We start from the raw sequence: 14,926 nt of genomic DNA, 5'->3' as shown, positions 1-14,926 counted from the left end.
TGCGGCACAAGACCGGCGGCGGCTTAGGGCGCACGATGACCGGACCGTCACGTGAGGAGAAACCCATGGCCGAACCGGGTTCGCTGCGCCGCGACGCACTGGGCACGCCGGGTGTCGTCTTCCTCGTGCTAGCCGCGGTCGCGCCGCTGACCGGCATCGTCGTCATCGCGTCGCTGGGCATCGCGCTCGGCAACGGCGGCGGCATGCCCGGCGCGTTCCTGCTCTCCGCCGTGATCCTCGTGCTCTTCGGGGTCGGCTACGCGCAGATGAGCAAGGTCGTCACCGGCGCGGGCGGGTTCTACGTCTACGTCACGAAGGGACTGGGCCGCCCGCTCGGCCTGGTCGCGGCGCTGATCGCGCTGCTGGGCTACAACTGCTTCGTGGCCGGGGCGGTCGGGACGAGCGGCTTCTTCACCGCGAACGTCGTCGAGCAGGTCTTCGGGTGGCACACGCCGTGGCAGCTCTGGAGCCTGGTGTCCGCCGTCGCGGTGTTCGCGCTCGGCCGGCGCGGGGTCGACGTCAGCGCGAAGGTCCTCGGGGTGTCGCTGGTCCTCGAGGTGTCGATCCTGCTCGTCCTCGACGTCGCGGTCGCCGTCCGGACCGGGCTGGACGTCCACGCGTTCGCGCCCGGCGTCGTGTTCTCCGGCTCGATCGGGGTCGCGTTCCTGTTCGCCTTCAACGCCTTCGTCGGCTTCGAGGCGACCGGGCTGTTCAGCGAGGAGGCGCGTGACCCGCACCGGACGATCTCCCGCGCGACCTACACGGCGATCACGCTGATCGGCGTCTTCGCGGCCGTCACGACGTGGGCGGTGGTCAGCGCGACCGGGGTCGTCCAGGCCGGGCAGGCCGGCCAGGACCACCTCGCCGCCGGTGACCTCGTCTTCTCGATCAGCCGCACCTACCTGGGGTCGTTCCTCACCGACGTCATGATGCTGCTGCTGGTCGTGAGCCTGTTCGCGGCGCTGCTGGCGCTGCACAACTCGGCGACGCGCTACCTGTTCGCCCTCGGCCGCGCCCGGGTGCTGCCCGCGGCCCTCGGCCGGACGAACGCCGCGAACGGCGCGCCCTACCTCGCCAGCGGGACGCAGATCGGGTTCGCGACGCTGATCGCCGCGGTGTACGCGCTGGCCGGGCTCGACCCGCTCGCCGACCTCACGGCCAGCATGACCGGCATCGGCACGCTCGGGGTGATCACCCTGCAGGCGCTGGCCGGGATCGCCGTGGTCGCGTTCTTCCGCAAGCGGCGCGACCCGCGGCTCTGGCGCACCGCCGTCGCCCCGGGGCTCGGCGGGCTCGGCCTGGTCGCGGTGACGGTGCTGGCGATCGTCAACTTCCCCACCCTCGCCGGGTCCGACGCGCCCGCGATCGCGTTGCTGCCGTGGCTGCTCGCCCTCGCCGTGGTCGCGGGACTCGCCCTCGCGGCCTGGCTGCGGCGCCGACGGCCGGACGTCTACGCGGACCTCGACGCGCTCGGCGTCGAGACCGACTCCGTGCCCCGGTAGCTCAGGCCGCGCGCCGGGCTTCGCGCTCGGCGGCCAGGCTCTCCCGGCAGGCCGTGGCCAGCCGGGTGGTGGCGGCGCTGCCGCCGTGGCCGCAGCGCGGGCAGGACATCAGCACGGTCAGCGCCAGCTCGTCGACGGCGACGGACAGCTCGGCGCGGCAGTCGCGGCACCAGCGGTGCCGGGTGACCGGGCTGACGTGCAGCGGCGAGGCGACGCACTGGTGGATCCACCGGCCGTGCACGTGGCAGGTCAGGCGGTCGTCCGGCGCCAGCAGGCCCATGTCCTCGGCGTCGTCTTCGGTGGCGAGCAGGACCGGCAGGCTCCGGACCCGGGCCGGTGTGGTGGTGATCGAGGCGGTCATCGTGGTCCCCTTTCCGGTTCTACTCAGACGTCGAACCGCTGCCGCCGGAATCGACATGTGGCCGGATTTCGGTGCTTCTTGGCATTTCAGCCACTCCCCGCGCCGAAGGCGGAGCGATAGCTTTCGCCCGTGTCGAAGATCCTTCTTTCCCTCCACGTCCTCGCCGCGGTGCTGGCCGTCGGCCCGGTCGCCGTCGCCGCCAGCATGTTCCCCGCCGCGGTCCGCAAGGGCGACGTCAAGGCCGCGACCCTGCTGCACCGGATCTGCCGGGTGTACGCCTACGTCGCCATCGCGGTGCCGGTGTTCGGGTTCGGGGTCGCGGGCACCATGCACGTCATGGGCGACCCGTGGGTGATCGTGTCGATCGGGCTGACCGCCGTCGCCGCCGCGTTGCTCGCGCTGCTGGTGCTGCCGCGCCAGCGGCGCCTGCTGGCCGAAGAGTCCCCGTCGGGCGCACTGGGCCGGCTGGCCATGGTCACCGGCGTGTTCAACCTTCTCTGGGCGGCGGTGACCGTGCTGATGATCGTCCGGCCCGGCTCGTCGACCGGGGCCTAGGCCGGGACGCGGACCGCCACGAAGTCCGGGCGCGCTCGCAGGCCGAAGCCGAGTGAAAGGTAGAGGCGGATCGCGGAGGTGTTGCCCGCGGCCGCGTGCATCATCGGCGTCTCGCCCCGCTCGCGGATGCCCGCGGCCACCGCGAGCACGAGCCGTGTCGCCAGGCCTTGCCCGCGGTACGCCGGATCGGTGCAAACCGCGCTGATCTCGGTGTAGCCGGGCGGGTGCAGGCGCTCCCCCGCCATCGCGACGAGCGCGCCCTCCCGCCGGATCCCGAGGTAGGTGCCGAGCTCGACGGTCCGCTTCCGGAACGGGCCCGGCTGCGTCCGCGCGACGAGGTCGAGCATCTCCGGCACGTCCGCGGGCCCGAGCCGGACGGCCTCGGGCTCCGGCGCGGCCGCGATCCCTTCGTCGACGAGCTGCACCCCGGGGATCTCGTCGAGCACCTCCCAGCCCGACGGCGGCCGGGCGGCGGTCGCGGCCAGCACGACGACCGCGCCGGGCCCGGCCAGCGCCGCGACGTCCCGCCAGTCCTGCGCGCCCGGGTCGTCCGGGAGGGCGAGGAACGGCGCCACGTCCTCCGGGTACCGCAGGACGCGCCCCTGCCGCTCCGCGAAGTGGGCGTGCGGGCCGGACAGCGAAGCCCACGTCGGGTTGTCGAGGGGAGAAGACATACGTCCAGGATGCGGAATCCGGCCGGCCCGGCGGCGTTGCTCCCACATCCTGAGCATCGTCGCTAGGGTGCGTTCGTGGGTTCCCAGGTGCCGGTGTGGATACCGATCGTCGTCGCGTTGGTCGGCCTGGCCGGCGTGCTCCTCACGCAGGTCCTCTCGGGCCGGCGCGAGACCAAGCGGATGACCGAGGACGCGGCCCGCGAGGAGCGCCGCTGGCAGCGTGAACGGGAGGCCCGTGCGCACGAAACCCGCGCCGAGGCCTACGCCCTGCTGCTCGGCGCGCTGGAGGCGTTCGACGGCGTGCTGTTCCAGGCCCGCCTCGTCCGCGAGACGGGTAAGCCGCTCGACGAGCACCTGACCGCCGAGCTGCGGGAGGTCCGCAGCGAGACCCAGCACGCCCTCGGCCCGGCCGCCCTGCACGCCCCGGAGGCGGTCCGGCGGCTGGTCAGCGACGCCGCGCTGCCGCGGATGCGGCTCACCACGATGCTGCTCGACCCGGACGACGACAGTGCGAAGACCCGGCCCGCGTGGGACGCGGGCCAGCGCGGCTACCGCGTCATGCGCGCCCGGATGCGGCAGGACCTCGGGTACGACGCGGAGCCGGTGGAAGAGCTCTACGGCGTTCAGCCGACCGTGGTCAGCTCGTCGTCCGAGAGCGCCTTCGAGCCGGCGGTCACGACCAGCCGGCCGCCGGAGACCTGATAGGTGTAGTCGCCGTTCGTCGCGACGAAGCCGTCACCCGATGCTTCGGCGGGCAGGAGGATGTGGGTTTCGTCCGACGCCGCCTGCCCGCGGGCCTGGCCGTCGTAGAAGACCCGCCCGTCCGGTGTCTTGCAGATGGTGATGAGCGACTTCCCGGTCTGCGCGACCAGCAACGCCGTCCCCGTGCCGCCCGGCAGGTACCGGGCGGCGTCCCCGGGGCACGGCTTCGCGTCCGGGGTGGCCGAGGTGGACGTCGACGGCGGGGCCGGCGGCGGGGTCAGGGCGTTCGCGGTCGTGACGACGGTCTTGGTCGTCGGCAGCGCGGGCGTCGTGTACTCCGGGAACGGCCCGGACGCGGCCGGCGCCGGCTTCGGGCGCCCGGCGAACAGCAGCACCCCGGCCACCGCGACCCCGGCGACCAGCATCAGGGTGAGCAGCACCCACAGCGCCCGCACCCGGGCCCGGCCGGGGGCCAGGCTCGAGCAGGTGCGGCACCGCTGCGCCGCGGCCTCGTTGCCCGCGCCGCACTGCGGACACGTCCAGGGGGAACCCGCCATCGGGCCTCCTCAGCCCCGGCGCCACGCCACGCCGGCCCCTTCATCGTCACCGACGAGGGCGCTCACTGCAACGGCCGGTCACCCCTGCTGGACGACGTTGACCATCCACGGGATGCCGAACCTGTCGACGCAGGCGCCGAATTCGTCGCCCCACATCTGCTTTTCGAACGGAACCGTCACGGTGCCGCCCTCGCTCAGCTTTTCCCAGTAGCCGCGGAGGTCTCCGGCGTCGTCGCCGCTGAGGCTCACCGAAATGTTCGTGCCCGGGTTGTACTCCATCCCGGCCGGGGTGTCGGACGCCATCAGCGTGAAGCCGTTTTCGGACTCCAGCTGGCCGTGCATGATCTTCTGCGCGTCCGCCCCTTCGGGTGAACCGAATTCCCCGAACGTGTTCAGCTTGAGGGTGCCGCCGAAAACGCTCTTGTAGAACTCCATCGCCTGGCGCGCGTCGTCGCGGAAGCTCAGGTACGGATTCAGGACGGAAGCCATCGTGATCTCCTTCGCTTGAAGAGAGCCGCATCTTCGCAGAAGGCGACGACCTCGCCAAACGCGCGAATTTCAGACCACGAAGCGTCGGTTCGCGGCCGGTTCCAACGGCAGCGCGCCGTGCAGCGCGGCCCGGGCGCGCAGCTCCAGCGCGCGGTCGAGGGGCCGGGCCCCGGCGGCCGCGGCGGGGTGGAACGTGCCGCGGTCGAACAGGTAGACCAGCGCGAGCTTCCGGTCGCGGCGCCCGGTCGGCTCGGCGAACTCGACGGTCGCGGACCGCAGGCAGCCGCCGTAGCCGGCCCGGGACAACCGGTCCGCGACGTCCACCAGGTCGCCGGTCAGCACGCGCAGGTCGCGGTTGCGCCGCCAGCACCGGACCGTCGAGCGGCCGTCAAGGTCCTGGGTCACCAGCGGGTGCACCGGCAGCCGCGCCGACGTCGCGGCGATCAGCTCCGCATCGGTGCGGGCCAGCGCGTCGCCGTCCACCCGGAAGCCGACGGTGCCGCCGCCGGTGGGCGTGAGACCCAGCGCGGCGCGCAGCCGCGGGGCGGCCGCGGCGAGGGTGTAGAGGGTCTGCAGGTGCGGACGGGACGTCCAGCAGCGGACGAGCTTGCTGTCCAGCAGGGTCACGGGGTGGTGTCCTATCTCCGGTCGAGAGGACCGCCGGACCGGGCGCACTGGCAATGTCCACAGTGGACGTCAGGCGCGGGGACGCGGGGTCGGAAAGGACAGCATGCGCCCGCGGCGGCCCGTTCCGCTCCGGAACCGGGCGATCACGCGGCGAACGGCACCGGCCCGCCGCCGAACGGTCCGCGCGGGTCCGGTTGCGCCGATCAGCGGTAGGCCTTCGTCCCTACGCGACCGAGATGACGACCTTCCCGAAGTTCTTCCGGCTCTCGAAGTGCCGGAAGGCCGCCTCGGCGTCCTCGAACGGGTGAACGCCGTCGACGACCGGCTCGAGCGGCCGGACCGCCAGCCACCGGAGCAGGTCCTCGGTGTCCTCGCGGCTGCCCACCCAGATCTTGCGGACGGTCGCGCCGCTGCGGAACAGGTCCATGAAGTCCACCGGCGCGCCGCCCGAGCCGACGAACCCGACGAGCGCGATCTCGGCGTGGTGCGTCCCGGCCGCGACGAGCGACTGCGCGAAGGTGCCGGGCCCCCCGACCTCGACGATCCGGTCCGCGCCGCGGCCCCCGGTGGCGTCGAGCACGGCCTTGCCCCACTCCGGCGTAGCGACGTAGTCGATGACGACGTCCGCGCCGAGTTCGGTCAGTTTGGCCGCCTTCTCCGCGCTCGACGTCGTCGCGACCACGCGGGCGCCTCGCGCCTTCGCCAGCTGCAGGGCGAACAGCGAGACCCCGCCGGTGCCGAGGGTGAGCACGACGTCGCCCGGCGCACAGCCCTCCAGCGACGTCCACGCGGTGACGGCCGCGCACGGCAGCGTCGCCCCCTGCTCGAAGCTCACCGAGTCCGGCAGCGCGACCAGCGCGTGCTCCGGGACGGCGCGGCATTCGGCGAGCCAGCCGTCCTGGCCGTTCCCGTACCCGGTCAGCGTTTCCGGCAGCCGGCCGGCGATCCAGGCCGAGTGGAAGCTGTTGATCACGCGGTCGCCTACGGAGAACCGCGTGACCCCTTCGCCGACCGCGGCGACCTCACCGGCGGCGTCGGACACCGGGATGAGGCTGCCGGCGGCGTTGACGAAGTGGTCGCCGTTGAGGATGAGCAGGTCGCGGTAGTTCAGCGAGGTCGCGCGGACCCGCACGAGCACCTCACCGCGCTGCGGCTCGGGAACGGCCTCCTGCCGCTGGACGAGGCGGCCGGCTTCGGAACGGTAGACGCGCACCGCGGAACTCCCTCATGTTAACCGATTGGCTAACATCGACCATGGCACAGCTCGCCGCGCCCCGGCAACCGGGGATACTCGGGGCATGGCCAGCCGCACGTCGACCCCCCTGGACCACCCGGCCCTCGAGGACGTCTCCTTCCCCGAGGCGCTGGAGGCGCTGCGCGACCCGTACCGGCTGGCGATGGTCGCCGCGCTCGCCCGCGAACCCGGCCAGTCGTGCGGCGCGATCATGCCGCCGGTCAGCAAGCCCGCGGCGTCGCGGCACTTCAAGATCCTCCGCGCGGCAGGCCTGCTGAAGCAGTGGGACAGCGGCACACAGCGCCTGAACGCGCTGCGTCGCGAAGAGTTCGACGCCCGCTTCCCCGGCCTGCTCGACCTCGCCCTCGCCGAAGCCGCGCGGGGCTGATCCCGACTTCACATCCCCTTCTTCGCCAACCAGACATTTAGCATTGCTAATAGTTCTGGGTCAGAGCTACCTTGGGGACATGACCGAACTCGCCGAACGGCTGCTGGGCACCGTCCAGGGCCTCCGCCGGGTGGTGCGCCGCCGGGTGCGCGCCGACGTGCCCGGGTTTCCCCTGCCCGGCGCGCAGGTGGAAGTCCTGCGGGTGGTCGCCGACCACCCCGGCGTCGGCGTCGCTGCCGCCGCCCGTGAGCTGCACCTGGCGACCAACTCGGTCAGCACCCTGGTGAACCAGCTCGTCGAAGCCGGGCTGCTGCGCCGCGAACCCGACCCGGACGACCGGCGCGCGACCCGGCTCGAGCTCACCCCCGCGGCCACCGGCCGGATGGCGGCCTGGCGCGGCGCCCGGATCGAGCTCGTCGCCGACGCCCTCACCGGACTGTCCGAAGAGGACACCGCGGCCATCGAACAGGCGTTGCCGGCACTGGAGAAGCTCATGGGCATCCTGAAGGAGCAGCCATGACCGAACCCGCGGTGCGCTGCACCGGCGTGAGCCATTCGTTCGGCACGACGCGCGCGGTGGACGGCGTCGACCTGGAGATCCCGCCCGGCGAGGTGTTCGGCCTGCTCGGCCCGAACGGCGCCGGCAAGACCACCACACTCCGGATGATCACGACGCTCCTGCCTGCCACGCCGGACCGGATCACTGTCTTCGGCATCGACGTCGCCCGCCGCCGGATGGCCGTGCGGCGGCTGATCGGCTACGTCCCACAGCAGCTCTCGGCGGACGGCGCGCTGACCGGCCGCGAGAACGTCTCGCTGTTCGCGCGGCTCTTCGACGTGCCGCGCGCCGGACGCGCCGAGCAGGTGCGCAACGCCCTCGAGCTGGTCGGGCTGGCCGGCGACGCCGACCGCACCGCCAAGACGTACTCCGGGGGCATGATCCGCCGCCTCGAGCTCGCCCAGGCGCTGGTCAGCTCGCCGCGACTGCTCATCCTCGACGAGCCGACGATCGGGCTCGACCCGGTCGCCCGCTCGTCGGTGTGGGAGCGGATCGCCGAGATCCGCGCCGCGACCGGCATGACCGTGCTCGTCACGACGCACTACATGGACGAGGCCGAGCAGTACTGCGACCGTGTCGCCCTGATGCACGCCGGCCGGATCCGCGCGCTGGGCACCCCGGCCGAGCTGGAGGCCGGGCTCGGCCCGGAGTCCACTTTGGACGACGTGTTCCGCGAGGTCACCGGGAACCGGCTCGAGAGTGACGAAGGAGGGATCCGCAGTGTCCGTGCCACTCGCCGCACCGCCCGCCGTCTCGGCTGACCCCGGCCCGCTGGGCCGGCTTCGCGTGCTCGTCAACCGCGTCGGCGCGATGTGCCTGGTGGAGCTGCAGAAGCTGCGCCGCGACCAGACCGAGCTGCTCACCCGCGCGATCCAGCCCGCGCTGTGGCTGCTGATCTTCGGGGAGACGTTCACCCGGATCCGGGCGATCCCGACCGGCTCGACCCCGTACCTCGACTACCTGGCGCCGGGCATCCTCGCGCAGTCGGCGCTGTTCATCGCGATCTTCTACGGCATCCAGATCATCTGGGAGCGCGACGCGGGCGTGCTCGCCAAGCTCCTGGTGACCCCGACCCCGCGGGCGGCGCTCGTCGCGGGGAAGGCGTTCGCCGCCGGTGTCCGCGCGCTCGTCCAGGCGTTGATGGTGCTGATCCTCTCCGCGCTCCTCGGCGTCGGGCTGACCGCGAACCCGCTGAAGCTGCTCGCGATGGCCGTGGTGCTCGTGCTCGGGTCGGCGTTCTTCTGCTGCCTGTCCATCGTGATCGCCGGGATCGTGCTGTCCCGCGAACGGCTGATGGGCATCGGGCAGGCGATCACGATGCCGCTGTTCTTCGGCTCGAACGCGCTGTACCCGGTGGACCTGATGCCCCCGTGGCTGAAGGTGCTCAGCCACGTCAACCCGCTCAGCTACCAGGTCGACGCGCTGCGCGGGCTGCTGATCGGGACGCCGTCGCACCTCGGGCTCGACTTCGCCGTGCTGGCCGGGGCGACCGTCGCCGCGATCGCCGTCGCTTCGGCACTGCTCGGCAGGTTGGCCCGATGAGGCACATGTCTCACCGAACGGAAGCTTTATCGGGAAATGCCTAATCTCGATTCCGTGAATCGTGGCCGGGGCGTGGTCCCCTTTGTCGGATTGTGTCTGCTCGCCGGAATTCTGGTGGCCGGAACGGTGGCGCCCGCCGCCATCGGCGCCGGCCTGCTGTCGAACCAGGTCAGTGATTCGGTGGACACGATTTCCGCGCAGCTGGCGGCCGCCGACCCGCCGCTGACGACGACGGTGACCGACCGGGACGGCACGCCGATCGCGACGCTGTACGCGCAGTACCGCCTCCCGGTGACCTCGGCCGGGATCGCGACGACGATGAAGGCCGCCATCATCGGCATCGAGGACCGCCGGTTCTACACCGAAGGCGGCGTCGACGTGCAGGGCATGCTCCGCGCGGCGGTCAACGACAGCGCCGGCGGCTCGCTGCAGGGCGCGTCGACGATCACGCAGCAGTACGTCAAGAACTACCTCGTGAACGTCGTCGACCGGAACAACCCGATCGCGCAGCAGCAGGACCGCGAGGACTCGCTCGCGCGCAAGCTGCGTGAAGCGAAAATGGCCGTCCAGCTCAACGACACCACGAGCAAGGACGACATTCTGGCGAACTACCTCAACGTGGTCGAATTCAGCGGAACCGTGTACGGGGTCGGCGCCGCGGCGAAAGCCTATTTCGGGACGACGGCGGACAAACTGACCGTGCCGCAGGCGGCGTTGCTCGCCGGAATGGTGAACAACCCCAGCGTCTACAACCCGTACACCCACGCGGACAAGGCGCTGCAGCGCCGGAACCTCGTCATCGACGCCATGGTGAGTAACGGCTCGCTCCCGGCGTCCTACGCGCCGACGGCGAAGGCGGCGCCGCTCGGCCTGCTGCCGGACGGGCCGGTCACGCCGTCCGGCACGTGCATGGGCGCGGCGCCGGACGCGGGGTTCTTCTGCGCCTACGCGGAAAGCTACCTCGTGCACGCCGGCATCACGGCGGACCAGCTGGCCACCGGCGGGTACACGGTCAAGACGACGCTCGACCCGCGCGTCTCGCAGGTGACCAAGGACGCCGTCGACGCGAACGTGCCGACGACGCAGGACGGCGTGGCCAACACCTTCGCCGTCGTGCAGCCGGGCGCGGCCGGGCACCAGGTGCTCGCCATGGTCGCGAACCGCAACTTCGGCACCGACCCGGCGCGCGGCGAGACGTCCACGGACATCGTCGCGGACGCGAGCAACGAGTTCGGCGCGGGCTCGTCGTTCAAGATCTTCACCTCGGCCGCCGCGCTCGTCACCGGCAAGGCGGGCCTGGAGACGCCGTTGCCGAACCCGGACAGCCAGTGCTTCGCGCCGCCGAACGCCGACAGCCACACGGCGTGCTACACGGTCCACAACGACGGGCACTACGCGGACCCGATCAGCCTGGCCGACGGCCTGGCGACGTCGCCGAACGTCGCGTTCGTCGGGCTGGAGAACCAGGTCGGGATGCCCGCGGTGCTCGACATGGCGCAGAAGCTGGGGCTGCGGAACACCCTCGCGACCAACGACGCGGGCGCCGTGCCGAACCCCGCTTCGGGTAACCCGCAGTACAACGAGCCGCAGTCGAAGTACTTCCAGAACCTGCTGTCGTTCACCCTCGGCAACAGCCCGGTCAGCCCGCTGGAGATGGCGAACGTCTCGGCGACGCTGATGAGCGGCGGCGTCTGGTGCCCGCCGAACCCGATCCTGTCGGTGACCGACCGGAACGGGAACGCCGTGCCGGTGTCGCAGCAGCCGTGCGAGCAGGTGATCCCGACCGGCGTCGCGAACACCCTGGAGGCGGGGCTGAGCAAGGACACCACGGACGGCACGTCGGCCCAGGCCGCCCACGCGGCCGGCTGGACCCGCCCGGACATCGGCAAGACCGGCACGACGCAGCAGAGCGAGTCGGTGGCGTTCGTCGGCGGGGTGGACGACTACGCCGTGTCGTCGATGGTCTTCGCCGACGGCTCGCACCCGCGGGAGATCTGCCCGGGCACCCCGGTGCACCTGGGCAACTGCGGCCACGGCGCGTTCGGCGGCACGGTCGCCGCGCCGCCGTACTTCCACGCGATGAGCGAGCTGCTGGCCGGCGTGCCGGACCGGCCGATCCCCGGCCCGGACCCGGCGTACCTGACCGCCCGGAACTAGCGCGGTTCGAGGAACACCAGCGGGATCTCGCGCTCGGTCTTGGTCTGGTACTGCGCGTAGTTCTTGAATTCGGCGGCGATCTTCGGCCACAGCCGCGCCCGCTCGTCGGTGTCGGCGACCCGCGCGCGCATCGGACGCTTCGGCGCGCCCTTGAGCGACACGTCGACCTCCGGGTTGTCGCGCAGGTTCAGGAACCACGCGGGGTGCGTGTCGTCGCCGCCCCGCGAGGCCACGACGACCAGCGCGTCACCCTCCTGGTGCGGCGAGGTCAGCAGCACCGTCCGCGGCTGCCCGCTCTTGCGGCCGACCGTGGTGAGCTCCAGCACCGGCATGGCGGCCTGCCAGCCGACCCGGCCGCCGCTGAGCTTGATCAGGCCGCGGTGGACGGCGTTCATCGTCTTCAAGGCGCGATCACTAGGCATGATCACAACCTAGCCCCGCCCGGCGGCGCTCACCCTTCGGCCCGTATGTCCACTTTGCCCGGTACTGGTCCCGACCGGTTCCCCAAAAGCGCCACGGAACGCGGCGCCGGTGTGCGACGCTGCGCGGCGAACGCAGGACCGAAAGAGAGAAGACCGATGCTGATCTGGGGCTGGCGGACACGGATCTACGTGCTCGCGATGACGACCTTCCTGTGCGGCCGGTGCGGCAACCCCGCTTCGCACGCGGTGCGCAAGGCGGTCACGAAGTTCACCCTGTTCTTCATCCCGCTCTTCCCGATCGGCGTCAAGTACACGGCCCAGTGCACGTTCTGCGGCATCGAGAACCGCATCCCGAAGGAGGACGCGGTTCGCCTGCAGGCGCAGGAGGAGCAGGGCCAGCAGGCCGGTTCCGGGTACCCGCAGGGGGGCGAGCAGCCGCAGCACCCTTCGCAGGGGTTCGCGCAGCAGCCTCCGTCGCAAGGATTTCCGCAGCAGCAGCACCCTTCGCAGCCGCAGGGGTTCCAGCAGCCTTCGCAGGGCTTCCCGCAGCAGCAGCACCCGTCCCAGCCGCAGGGGTTCCCGCAGCCCTACCCGCAGCAGGGCCAGCCGGGCCAGTTCCCGCAGCAGGGCCACTGACCGTTCCGGTCACGGCGGTCGGGCCGGAGCCTGACCGCCGCTGACTGGACTGTTTCCGCTCTCACCGGCGCAAGGCCGCTTGCCAAGGTCACCGGCGCGAAGCCCGCTTTCCACGCTCACTGGCGCGAGACCCGCCTTCTCCTTACTCACCGGCGCGCGACGCCCGCCTTTCCACACTCACCGGCGCGAGGCCGCTTTCCACGCTCACCAGCGTGAGGCCCGCCTTTCCACACTCACCGGCGAACGCACACGATCCAGCCCCGCTGCTGGCACCCTGCCGCGCTCCCTCGCATGAACATCCGCACCCGTCACCGGCTCCGTTTCCGCGCTCCCCGGCGCGAACGCACGTCCGGCCCCGCGGCCCGTCAGGCACCAACCGGCGCAAAGGCGGCAGTCCGGCGCGCAACCCGAACCGCCGTCGCGGCGAACCGGCCGTAGACCGCGGCGACAAGCGCGATCTCCACCGCCACACCAGCCCCACGCGGCCCATCGGTCCCACCCGCCCACGCCCTCAGCTCCCGCTCGGCCGCCGCGACGAGCAAAACCGCCTCGTCGAACCCCGCGGCCTCCCCGCCGTCGAGCAGCTCCCGCAGCTCCCGCGCCGCGGCCACCGCGTGCGAACCCAGCCGCGCGAGTACCGGCCGGGCCGCGTGCGGAACGGGTCCCCGCGGCTCGGCGACCTCCCGCGCAAGACCACCCATCCGAGTGAGATCTGCAGCGGTGTGCACGGCGGCGACCACCGCCTTCACCTCCCCCTCCCGCGGCGCGTGCAGGGCCAGCAGCGCACACGCCTGGTCCTCGCACGCGGCGCCCAGCGCGGCGACCGCGGCAGCGTTTTCCCGCGCACGTCCGCCCAGCGTGTGGTCACTTTCGAGGACTGAGCGCGTGGCCTCGTCGAGCGTGCTCGCGACGAGCGCGCACAGGTCCGCCATGCGGTGGGCCAGGGTGACGAGCTCCTTCTGAAAAGCCGTCGGCATGGCGGCAGGAAACCAGCCCGGCCGGGTGTCGGCATCTTGTCGCCCGGCCCGGAACTGTCGGACCCCCGTGCTCTCCTCATCGGCGAGAGCGGTGCACCCCGCACCCGGAGGAGAAGGAGAGCCCGATGGCAGGCGAAACGACGGTCACGGTGGTCGGCAACCTGACGACCGACCCCGAGCTGCGGTTCACCCCGGCCGGCGCGGCGGTCGCGAACTTCACGGTCGCGTCCACGCCGAGGGTGTTCGACAAGGAGTCGGGCACCTGGCGCGACGGCGACCCGATGTTCCTGCGCTGCAGCCTGTGGCGGCAGTACGCGGAGAACGTCGCGGAGTCGCTCGGCCGCGGAACGCGCGTCGTCGTGCACGGCCGGCTGAGACAGCGGTCGTACGACACGAAGGAGGGCGAGAAGCGCACGGTGACGGAGCTGGACGTCGAGGAGATGGGCCCGTCGCTGCGGTACGCGACGGCGAAGGTCACCAAGCTGAGCCGCGCGAGCGCCGGCGAAGGCAGCAGTTCGTGGACACCGGAGCCGGTGATCGCGGCGGTGCCGTTCTAGGCCCCATCCGTTCACGTCCGGCGCACGAATGACGGTCGACGGAGAATCGACCGGGCTTGGACGACCGGCGGCGACCATCAGAAGGACGCCGTGGCCGAACTGCCTCCGGATGGACTGTCGAAATCCCGTCAGCCGGTTCGACGCATGAGTAGGACGATGCCGAGCCACGAGCGGGAGGGACCGAGATGAACGGGAACGACCAGACCGGATCACCGGCCGTGCGACCGATGGTGAACCGCCGGATGCTCTCGATGCTGCGAGCGGTCGGCGCGGGCCGCGGCTGCGTCTCGTGCAGCAGCGAACCCGACTTGTTCATCGACGGCCTCTCGTGCGGCGACCAGTTCGCCGCCCACGCGCTGGCCCACCAGGGCCTGGTCTGCGCGGCCCACCCGGGCCTCCCGGGCGAGCGCGTCCCAGCCCGCCTGACAGCGGCAGGCGAGGCGATCGTGAACGCGGAGCAGCAACAGGCCGCCTGAGGCGGCGGCCCGACGTTTGACAACTCCAGAAAGCAACGGCGCTCAACGCCCGGCCCCAGCCGCACGCACCGCCCACCACGGGCAGGTTGCGCGGCACCCGGTCCCCACCGGTGCCGGGCACACCCACCGGCCCACCGCCGCACGCACCGCCCAGCCAGGGCCAGGTTGCGCGGCAGCCTGGCCTTCACCCGCCCCGGCGACACCGCCGGGCAAAGTGCGCGGCAGCCGACCTCGCCCCGGCGAAGGCGAACCGCCACACACCGCCCGGCCGCGCCCACCGGCTCGCCGCCCACCACCCGGTAGGTCGCGCAGCACCCGGTCCCACCCACGGGGCCACATCCCACCGCCCACCAACGAGCAGGTAGCGCGGCGCCTGGTCCCCACCCGCGCGGGCGGGACCACCGGGCAGAGCCCGCGGCACCGACCTCGCCCCGGCGAAGGCGAGCCACGCCACACCGCCCGGCCGGGCCCACCGGCTCACAGCCCAGCAGGTCGCGCCACACTCGGCCCC

The 14,926-nt window shown here is 72.2% G+C and carries 19 protein-coding genes; 11 read left to right on the top strand and 8 right to left on the bottom strand.

Features of this window, described 5'->3' with window-relative positions; all coding sequences use genetic code 11:
- Positions 1-65 precede the first annotated feature (65 nt).
- On the top strand, positions 66-1,502 hold the full coding sequence (locus tag ACZ63J_RS40505) for an APC family permease (RefSeq protein ID WP_465399201.1): 1,437 nt from the start codon (positions 66-68) through the stop codon (positions 1,500-1,502).
- A gap of 1 nt (position 1,503) precedes the next feature.
- Here ACZ63J_RS40505 and ACZ63J_RS40500 read toward each other — a convergent pair whose 3' ends face one another.
- Positions 1,504-1,863 carry a hypothetical protein gene (locus ACZ63J_RS40500; RefSeq protein ID WP_465399202.1) on the bottom strand — a complete coding sequence of 120 codons (360 nt, stop codon included), beginning with the start codon at positions 1,861-1,863 and terminating at the stop codon, positions 1,504-1,506.
- 129 nt (positions 1,864-1,992) lie between these two features.
- Between ACZ63J_RS40500 and ACZ63J_RS40495 the strand changes: the two genes are divergently transcribed.
- A complete protein-coding gene (locus ACZ63J_RS40495) occupies positions 1,993-2,418 on the top strand; it encodes a hypothetical protein (protein WP_465399203.1) in 426 nt (141 codons plus the stop codon).
- On the opposite strand, the gene ACZ63J_RS40490 is transcribed toward ACZ63J_RS40495, so the two are convergent.
- Positions 2,415-3,092, bottom strand: a complete 678-nt coding sequence (locus tag ACZ63J_RS40490) for a GNAT family N-acetyltransferase (RefSeq protein ID WP_465399204.1) — start codon at positions 3,090-3,092, stop codon at positions 2,415-2,417. The two genes, ACZ63J_RS40495 and ACZ63J_RS40490, sit on opposite strands and share 4 nt — an antisense overlap.
- A 75-nt stretch (positions 3,093-3,167) precedes the next feature.
- Between ACZ63J_RS40490 and ACZ63J_RS40485 the strand changes: the two genes are divergently transcribed.
- Entirely contained in the window at positions 3,168-3,794 is a 627-nt protein-coding gene (locus tag ACZ63J_RS40485) for a hypothetical protein (protein WP_465399205.1), read from the top strand.
- On the opposite strand, the gene ACZ63J_RS40480 is transcribed toward ACZ63J_RS40485, so the two are convergent.
- From ACZ63J_RS40480 to ACZ63J_RS40465, 4 genes are all read right to left on the bottom strand, one after another.
- Positions 3,716-4,351 (bottom strand): zinc finger Ran-binding domain-containing protein, encoded by a 636-nt coding sequence (locus tag ACZ63J_RS40480; protein WP_465399206.1) that lies wholly within the window; start codon positions 4,349-4,351, stop codon positions 3,716-3,718. The genes ACZ63J_RS40485 and ACZ63J_RS40480 overlap by 79 nt on opposite strands.
- 78 nt (positions 4,352-4,429) lie before the next feature.
- Entirely contained in the window at positions 4,430-4,840 is a 411-nt protein-coding gene (locus ACZ63J_RS40475) for a VOC family protein (RefSeq protein ID WP_465399207.1), read from the bottom strand.
- Positions 4,841-4,909: 69 nt separating this feature from the next.
- The gene (pspAB, locus tag ACZ63J_RS40470) at positions 4,910-5,467 is read right to left on the bottom strand and encodes a PspA-associated protein PspAB (protein ID WP_465335363.1); all 558 of its coding nucleotides are present in this window, start codon (positions 5,465-5,467) and stop codon (positions 4,910-4,912) included.
- Positions 5,468-5,690: 223 nt separating this feature from the next.
- Positions 5,691-6,680 carry a zinc-dependent alcohol dehydrogenase family protein gene (locus ACZ63J_RS40465; protein WP_465399208.1) on the bottom strand — a complete coding sequence of 330 codons (990 nt, stop codon included), beginning with the start codon at positions 6,678-6,680 and terminating at the stop codon, positions 5,691-5,693.
- An 85-nt stretch (positions 6,681-6,765) separates the two neighbouring features.
- Here ACZ63J_RS40465 and ACZ63J_RS40460 point away from each other — a divergent pair, with 85 nt between their 5' ends.
- The 5 genes from ACZ63J_RS40460 (at position 6,766) to ACZ63J_RS40440 (ending at position 11,347) form a co-directional block, all read left to right on the top strand.
- Complete coding sequence (locus ACZ63J_RS40460; protein WP_465309968.1) at positions 6,766-7,089, top strand: ArsR/SmtB family transcription factor; 324 nt, start codon at positions 6,766-6,768, stop codon at positions 7,087-7,089.
- A 79-nt stretch (positions 7,090-7,168) separates the two neighbouring features.
- The gene (locus tag ACZ63J_RS40455; protein ID WP_465335360.1) at positions 7,169-7,609 is read left to right on the top strand and encodes a MarR family winged helix-turn-helix transcriptional regulator; all 441 of its coding nucleotides are present in this window, start codon (positions 7,169-7,171) and stop codon (positions 7,607-7,609) included.
- The gene (locus ACZ63J_RS40450) at positions 7,606-8,409 is read left to right on the top strand and encodes an ABC transporter ATP-binding protein (RefSeq protein WP_465399209.1); all 804 of its coding nucleotides are present in this window, start codon (positions 7,606-7,608) and stop codon (positions 8,407-8,409) included. Before ACZ63J_RS40455 ends, ACZ63J_RS40450 begins: the two co-directional genes overlap by 4 nt.
- Positions 8,369-9,190: an ABC transporter permease gene (locus ACZ63J_RS40445; protein WP_465335358.1), complete on the top strand. Its 822-nt coding sequence runs from the start codon at positions 8,369-8,371 to the stop codon at positions 9,188-9,190. The genes ACZ63J_RS40450 and ACZ63J_RS40445 overlap by 41 nt, the downstream gene beginning before the upstream one ends.
- Positions 9,191-9,226: 36 nt before the next feature.
- Positions 9,227-11,347 carry a transglycosylase domain-containing protein gene (locus ACZ63J_RS40440; RefSeq protein WP_465399210.1) on the top strand — a complete coding sequence of 707 codons (2,121 nt, stop codon included), beginning with the start codon at positions 9,227-9,229 and terminating at the stop codon, positions 11,345-11,347.
- Here ACZ63J_RS40440 and ACZ63J_RS40435 read toward each other — a convergent pair.
- Complete coding sequence (locus tag ACZ63J_RS40435) at positions 11,344-11,769, bottom strand: nitroreductase/quinone reductase family protein (protein WP_465335356.1); 426 nt, start codon at positions 11,767-11,769, stop codon at positions 11,344-11,346. The two genes, ACZ63J_RS40440 and ACZ63J_RS40435, sit on opposite strands and share 4 nt — an antisense overlap.
- Positions 11,770-11,925: 156 nt before the next feature.
- Between ACZ63J_RS40435 and ACZ63J_RS40430 the strand changes: the two genes are divergently transcribed.
- Positions 11,926-12,405 carry a zinc ribbon domain-containing protein gene (locus ACZ63J_RS40430; RefSeq protein WP_465399211.1) on the top strand — a complete coding sequence of 160 codons (480 nt, stop codon included), beginning with the start codon at positions 11,926-11,928 and terminating at the stop codon, positions 12,403-12,405.
- Between the two features lie 365 nt (positions 12,406-12,770).
- On the opposite strand, the gene ACZ63J_RS40425 is transcribed toward ACZ63J_RS40430, so the two are convergent.
- Positions 12,771-13,382 carry a PhoU domain-containing protein gene (locus ACZ63J_RS40425; protein WP_465399212.1) on the bottom strand — a complete coding sequence of 204 codons (612 nt, stop codon included), beginning with the start codon at positions 13,380-13,382 and terminating at the stop codon, positions 12,771-12,773.
- Between the two features lie 125 nt (positions 13,383-13,507).
- Between ACZ63J_RS40425 and ACZ63J_RS40420 the strand changes: the two genes are divergently transcribed.
- Positions 13,508-13,939, top strand: a complete 432-nt coding sequence (locus ACZ63J_RS40420) for a single-stranded DNA-binding protein (RefSeq protein ID WP_465399213.1) — start codon at positions 13,508-13,510, stop codon at positions 13,937-13,939.
- Between the two features lie 185 nt (positions 13,940-14,124).
- Entirely contained in the window at positions 14,125-14,415 is a 291-nt protein-coding gene (locus tag ACZ63J_RS40415) for a hypothetical protein (RefSeq protein WP_465399214.1), read from the top strand.
- The last annotated feature ends 511 nt before the right edge of the window (positions 14,416-14,926 follow it).

The organism is Amycolatopsis sp. NPDC104863, assembly GCF_055582965.1.
This window is presented reverse-complemented; position numbering and strand designations above follow the sequence as displayed.

Bases quoted from the DNA above. Each gene is read 5' to 3' on its own strand.
- ACZ63J_RS40455 (WP_465335360.1), top strand. From the start codon at position 7,169: ATGACCGAACTCGCCGAACGGCTGCTGGGCACCGTCCAGGGCCTCCGC.
- ACZ63J_RS40450 (WP_465399209.1), top strand. From the start codon at position 7,606: ATGACCGAACCCGCGGTGCGCTGCACCGGCGTGAGCCATTCGTTCGGC.
- ACZ63J_RS40500 (WP_465399202.1), bottom strand. From the start codon at position 1,863: ATGACCGCCTCGATCACCACCACACCGGCCCGGGTCCGGAGCCTGCCG.
- ACZ63J_RS40460 (WP_465309968.1), top strand. From the start codon at position 6,766: ATGGCCAGCCGCACGTCGACCCCCCTGGACCACCCGGCCCTCGAGGAC.
- ACZ63J_RS40475 (WP_465399207.1), bottom strand. From the start codon at position 4,840: ATGGCTTCCGTCCTGAATCCGTACCTGAGCTTCCGCGACGACGCGCGC.
- ACZ63J_RS40435 (WP_465335356.1), bottom strand. From the start codon at position 11,769: ATGCCTAGTGATCGCGCCTTGAAGACGATGAACGCCGTCCACCGCGGC.
- ACZ63J_RS40480 (WP_465399206.1), bottom strand. From the start codon at position 4,351: ATGGCGGGTTCCCCCTGGACGTGTCCGCAGTGCGGCGCGGGCAACGAG.
- ACZ63J_RS40415 (WP_465399214.1), top strand. From the start codon at position 14,125: ATGAACGGGAACGACCAGACCGGATCACCGGCCGTGCGACCGATGGTG.
- ACZ63J_RS40440 (WP_465399210.1), top strand. From the start codon at position 9,227: ATGCCTAATCTCGATTCCGTGAATCGTGGCCGGGGCGTGGTCCCCTTT.
- ACZ63J_RS40505 (WP_465399201.1), top strand. From the start codon at position 66: ATGGCCGAACCGGGTTCGCTGCGCCGCGACGCACTGGGCACGCCGGGT.
- ACZ63J_RS40430 (WP_465399211.1), top strand. From the start codon at position 11,926: ATGCTGATCTGGGGCTGGCGGACACGGATCTACGTGCTCGCGATGACG.
- ACZ63J_RS40420 (WP_465399213.1), top strand. From the start codon at position 13,508: ATGGCAGGCGAAACGACGGTCACGGTGGTCGGCAACCTGACGACCGAC.
- ACZ63J_RS40425 (WP_465399212.1), bottom strand. From the start codon at position 13,382: ATGCCGACGGCTTTTCAGAAGGAGCTCGTCACCCTGGCCCACCGCATG.
- ACZ63J_RS40490 (WP_465399204.1), bottom strand. From the start codon at position 3,092: ATGTCTTCTCCCCTCGACAACCCGACGTGGGCTTCGCTGTCCGGCCCG.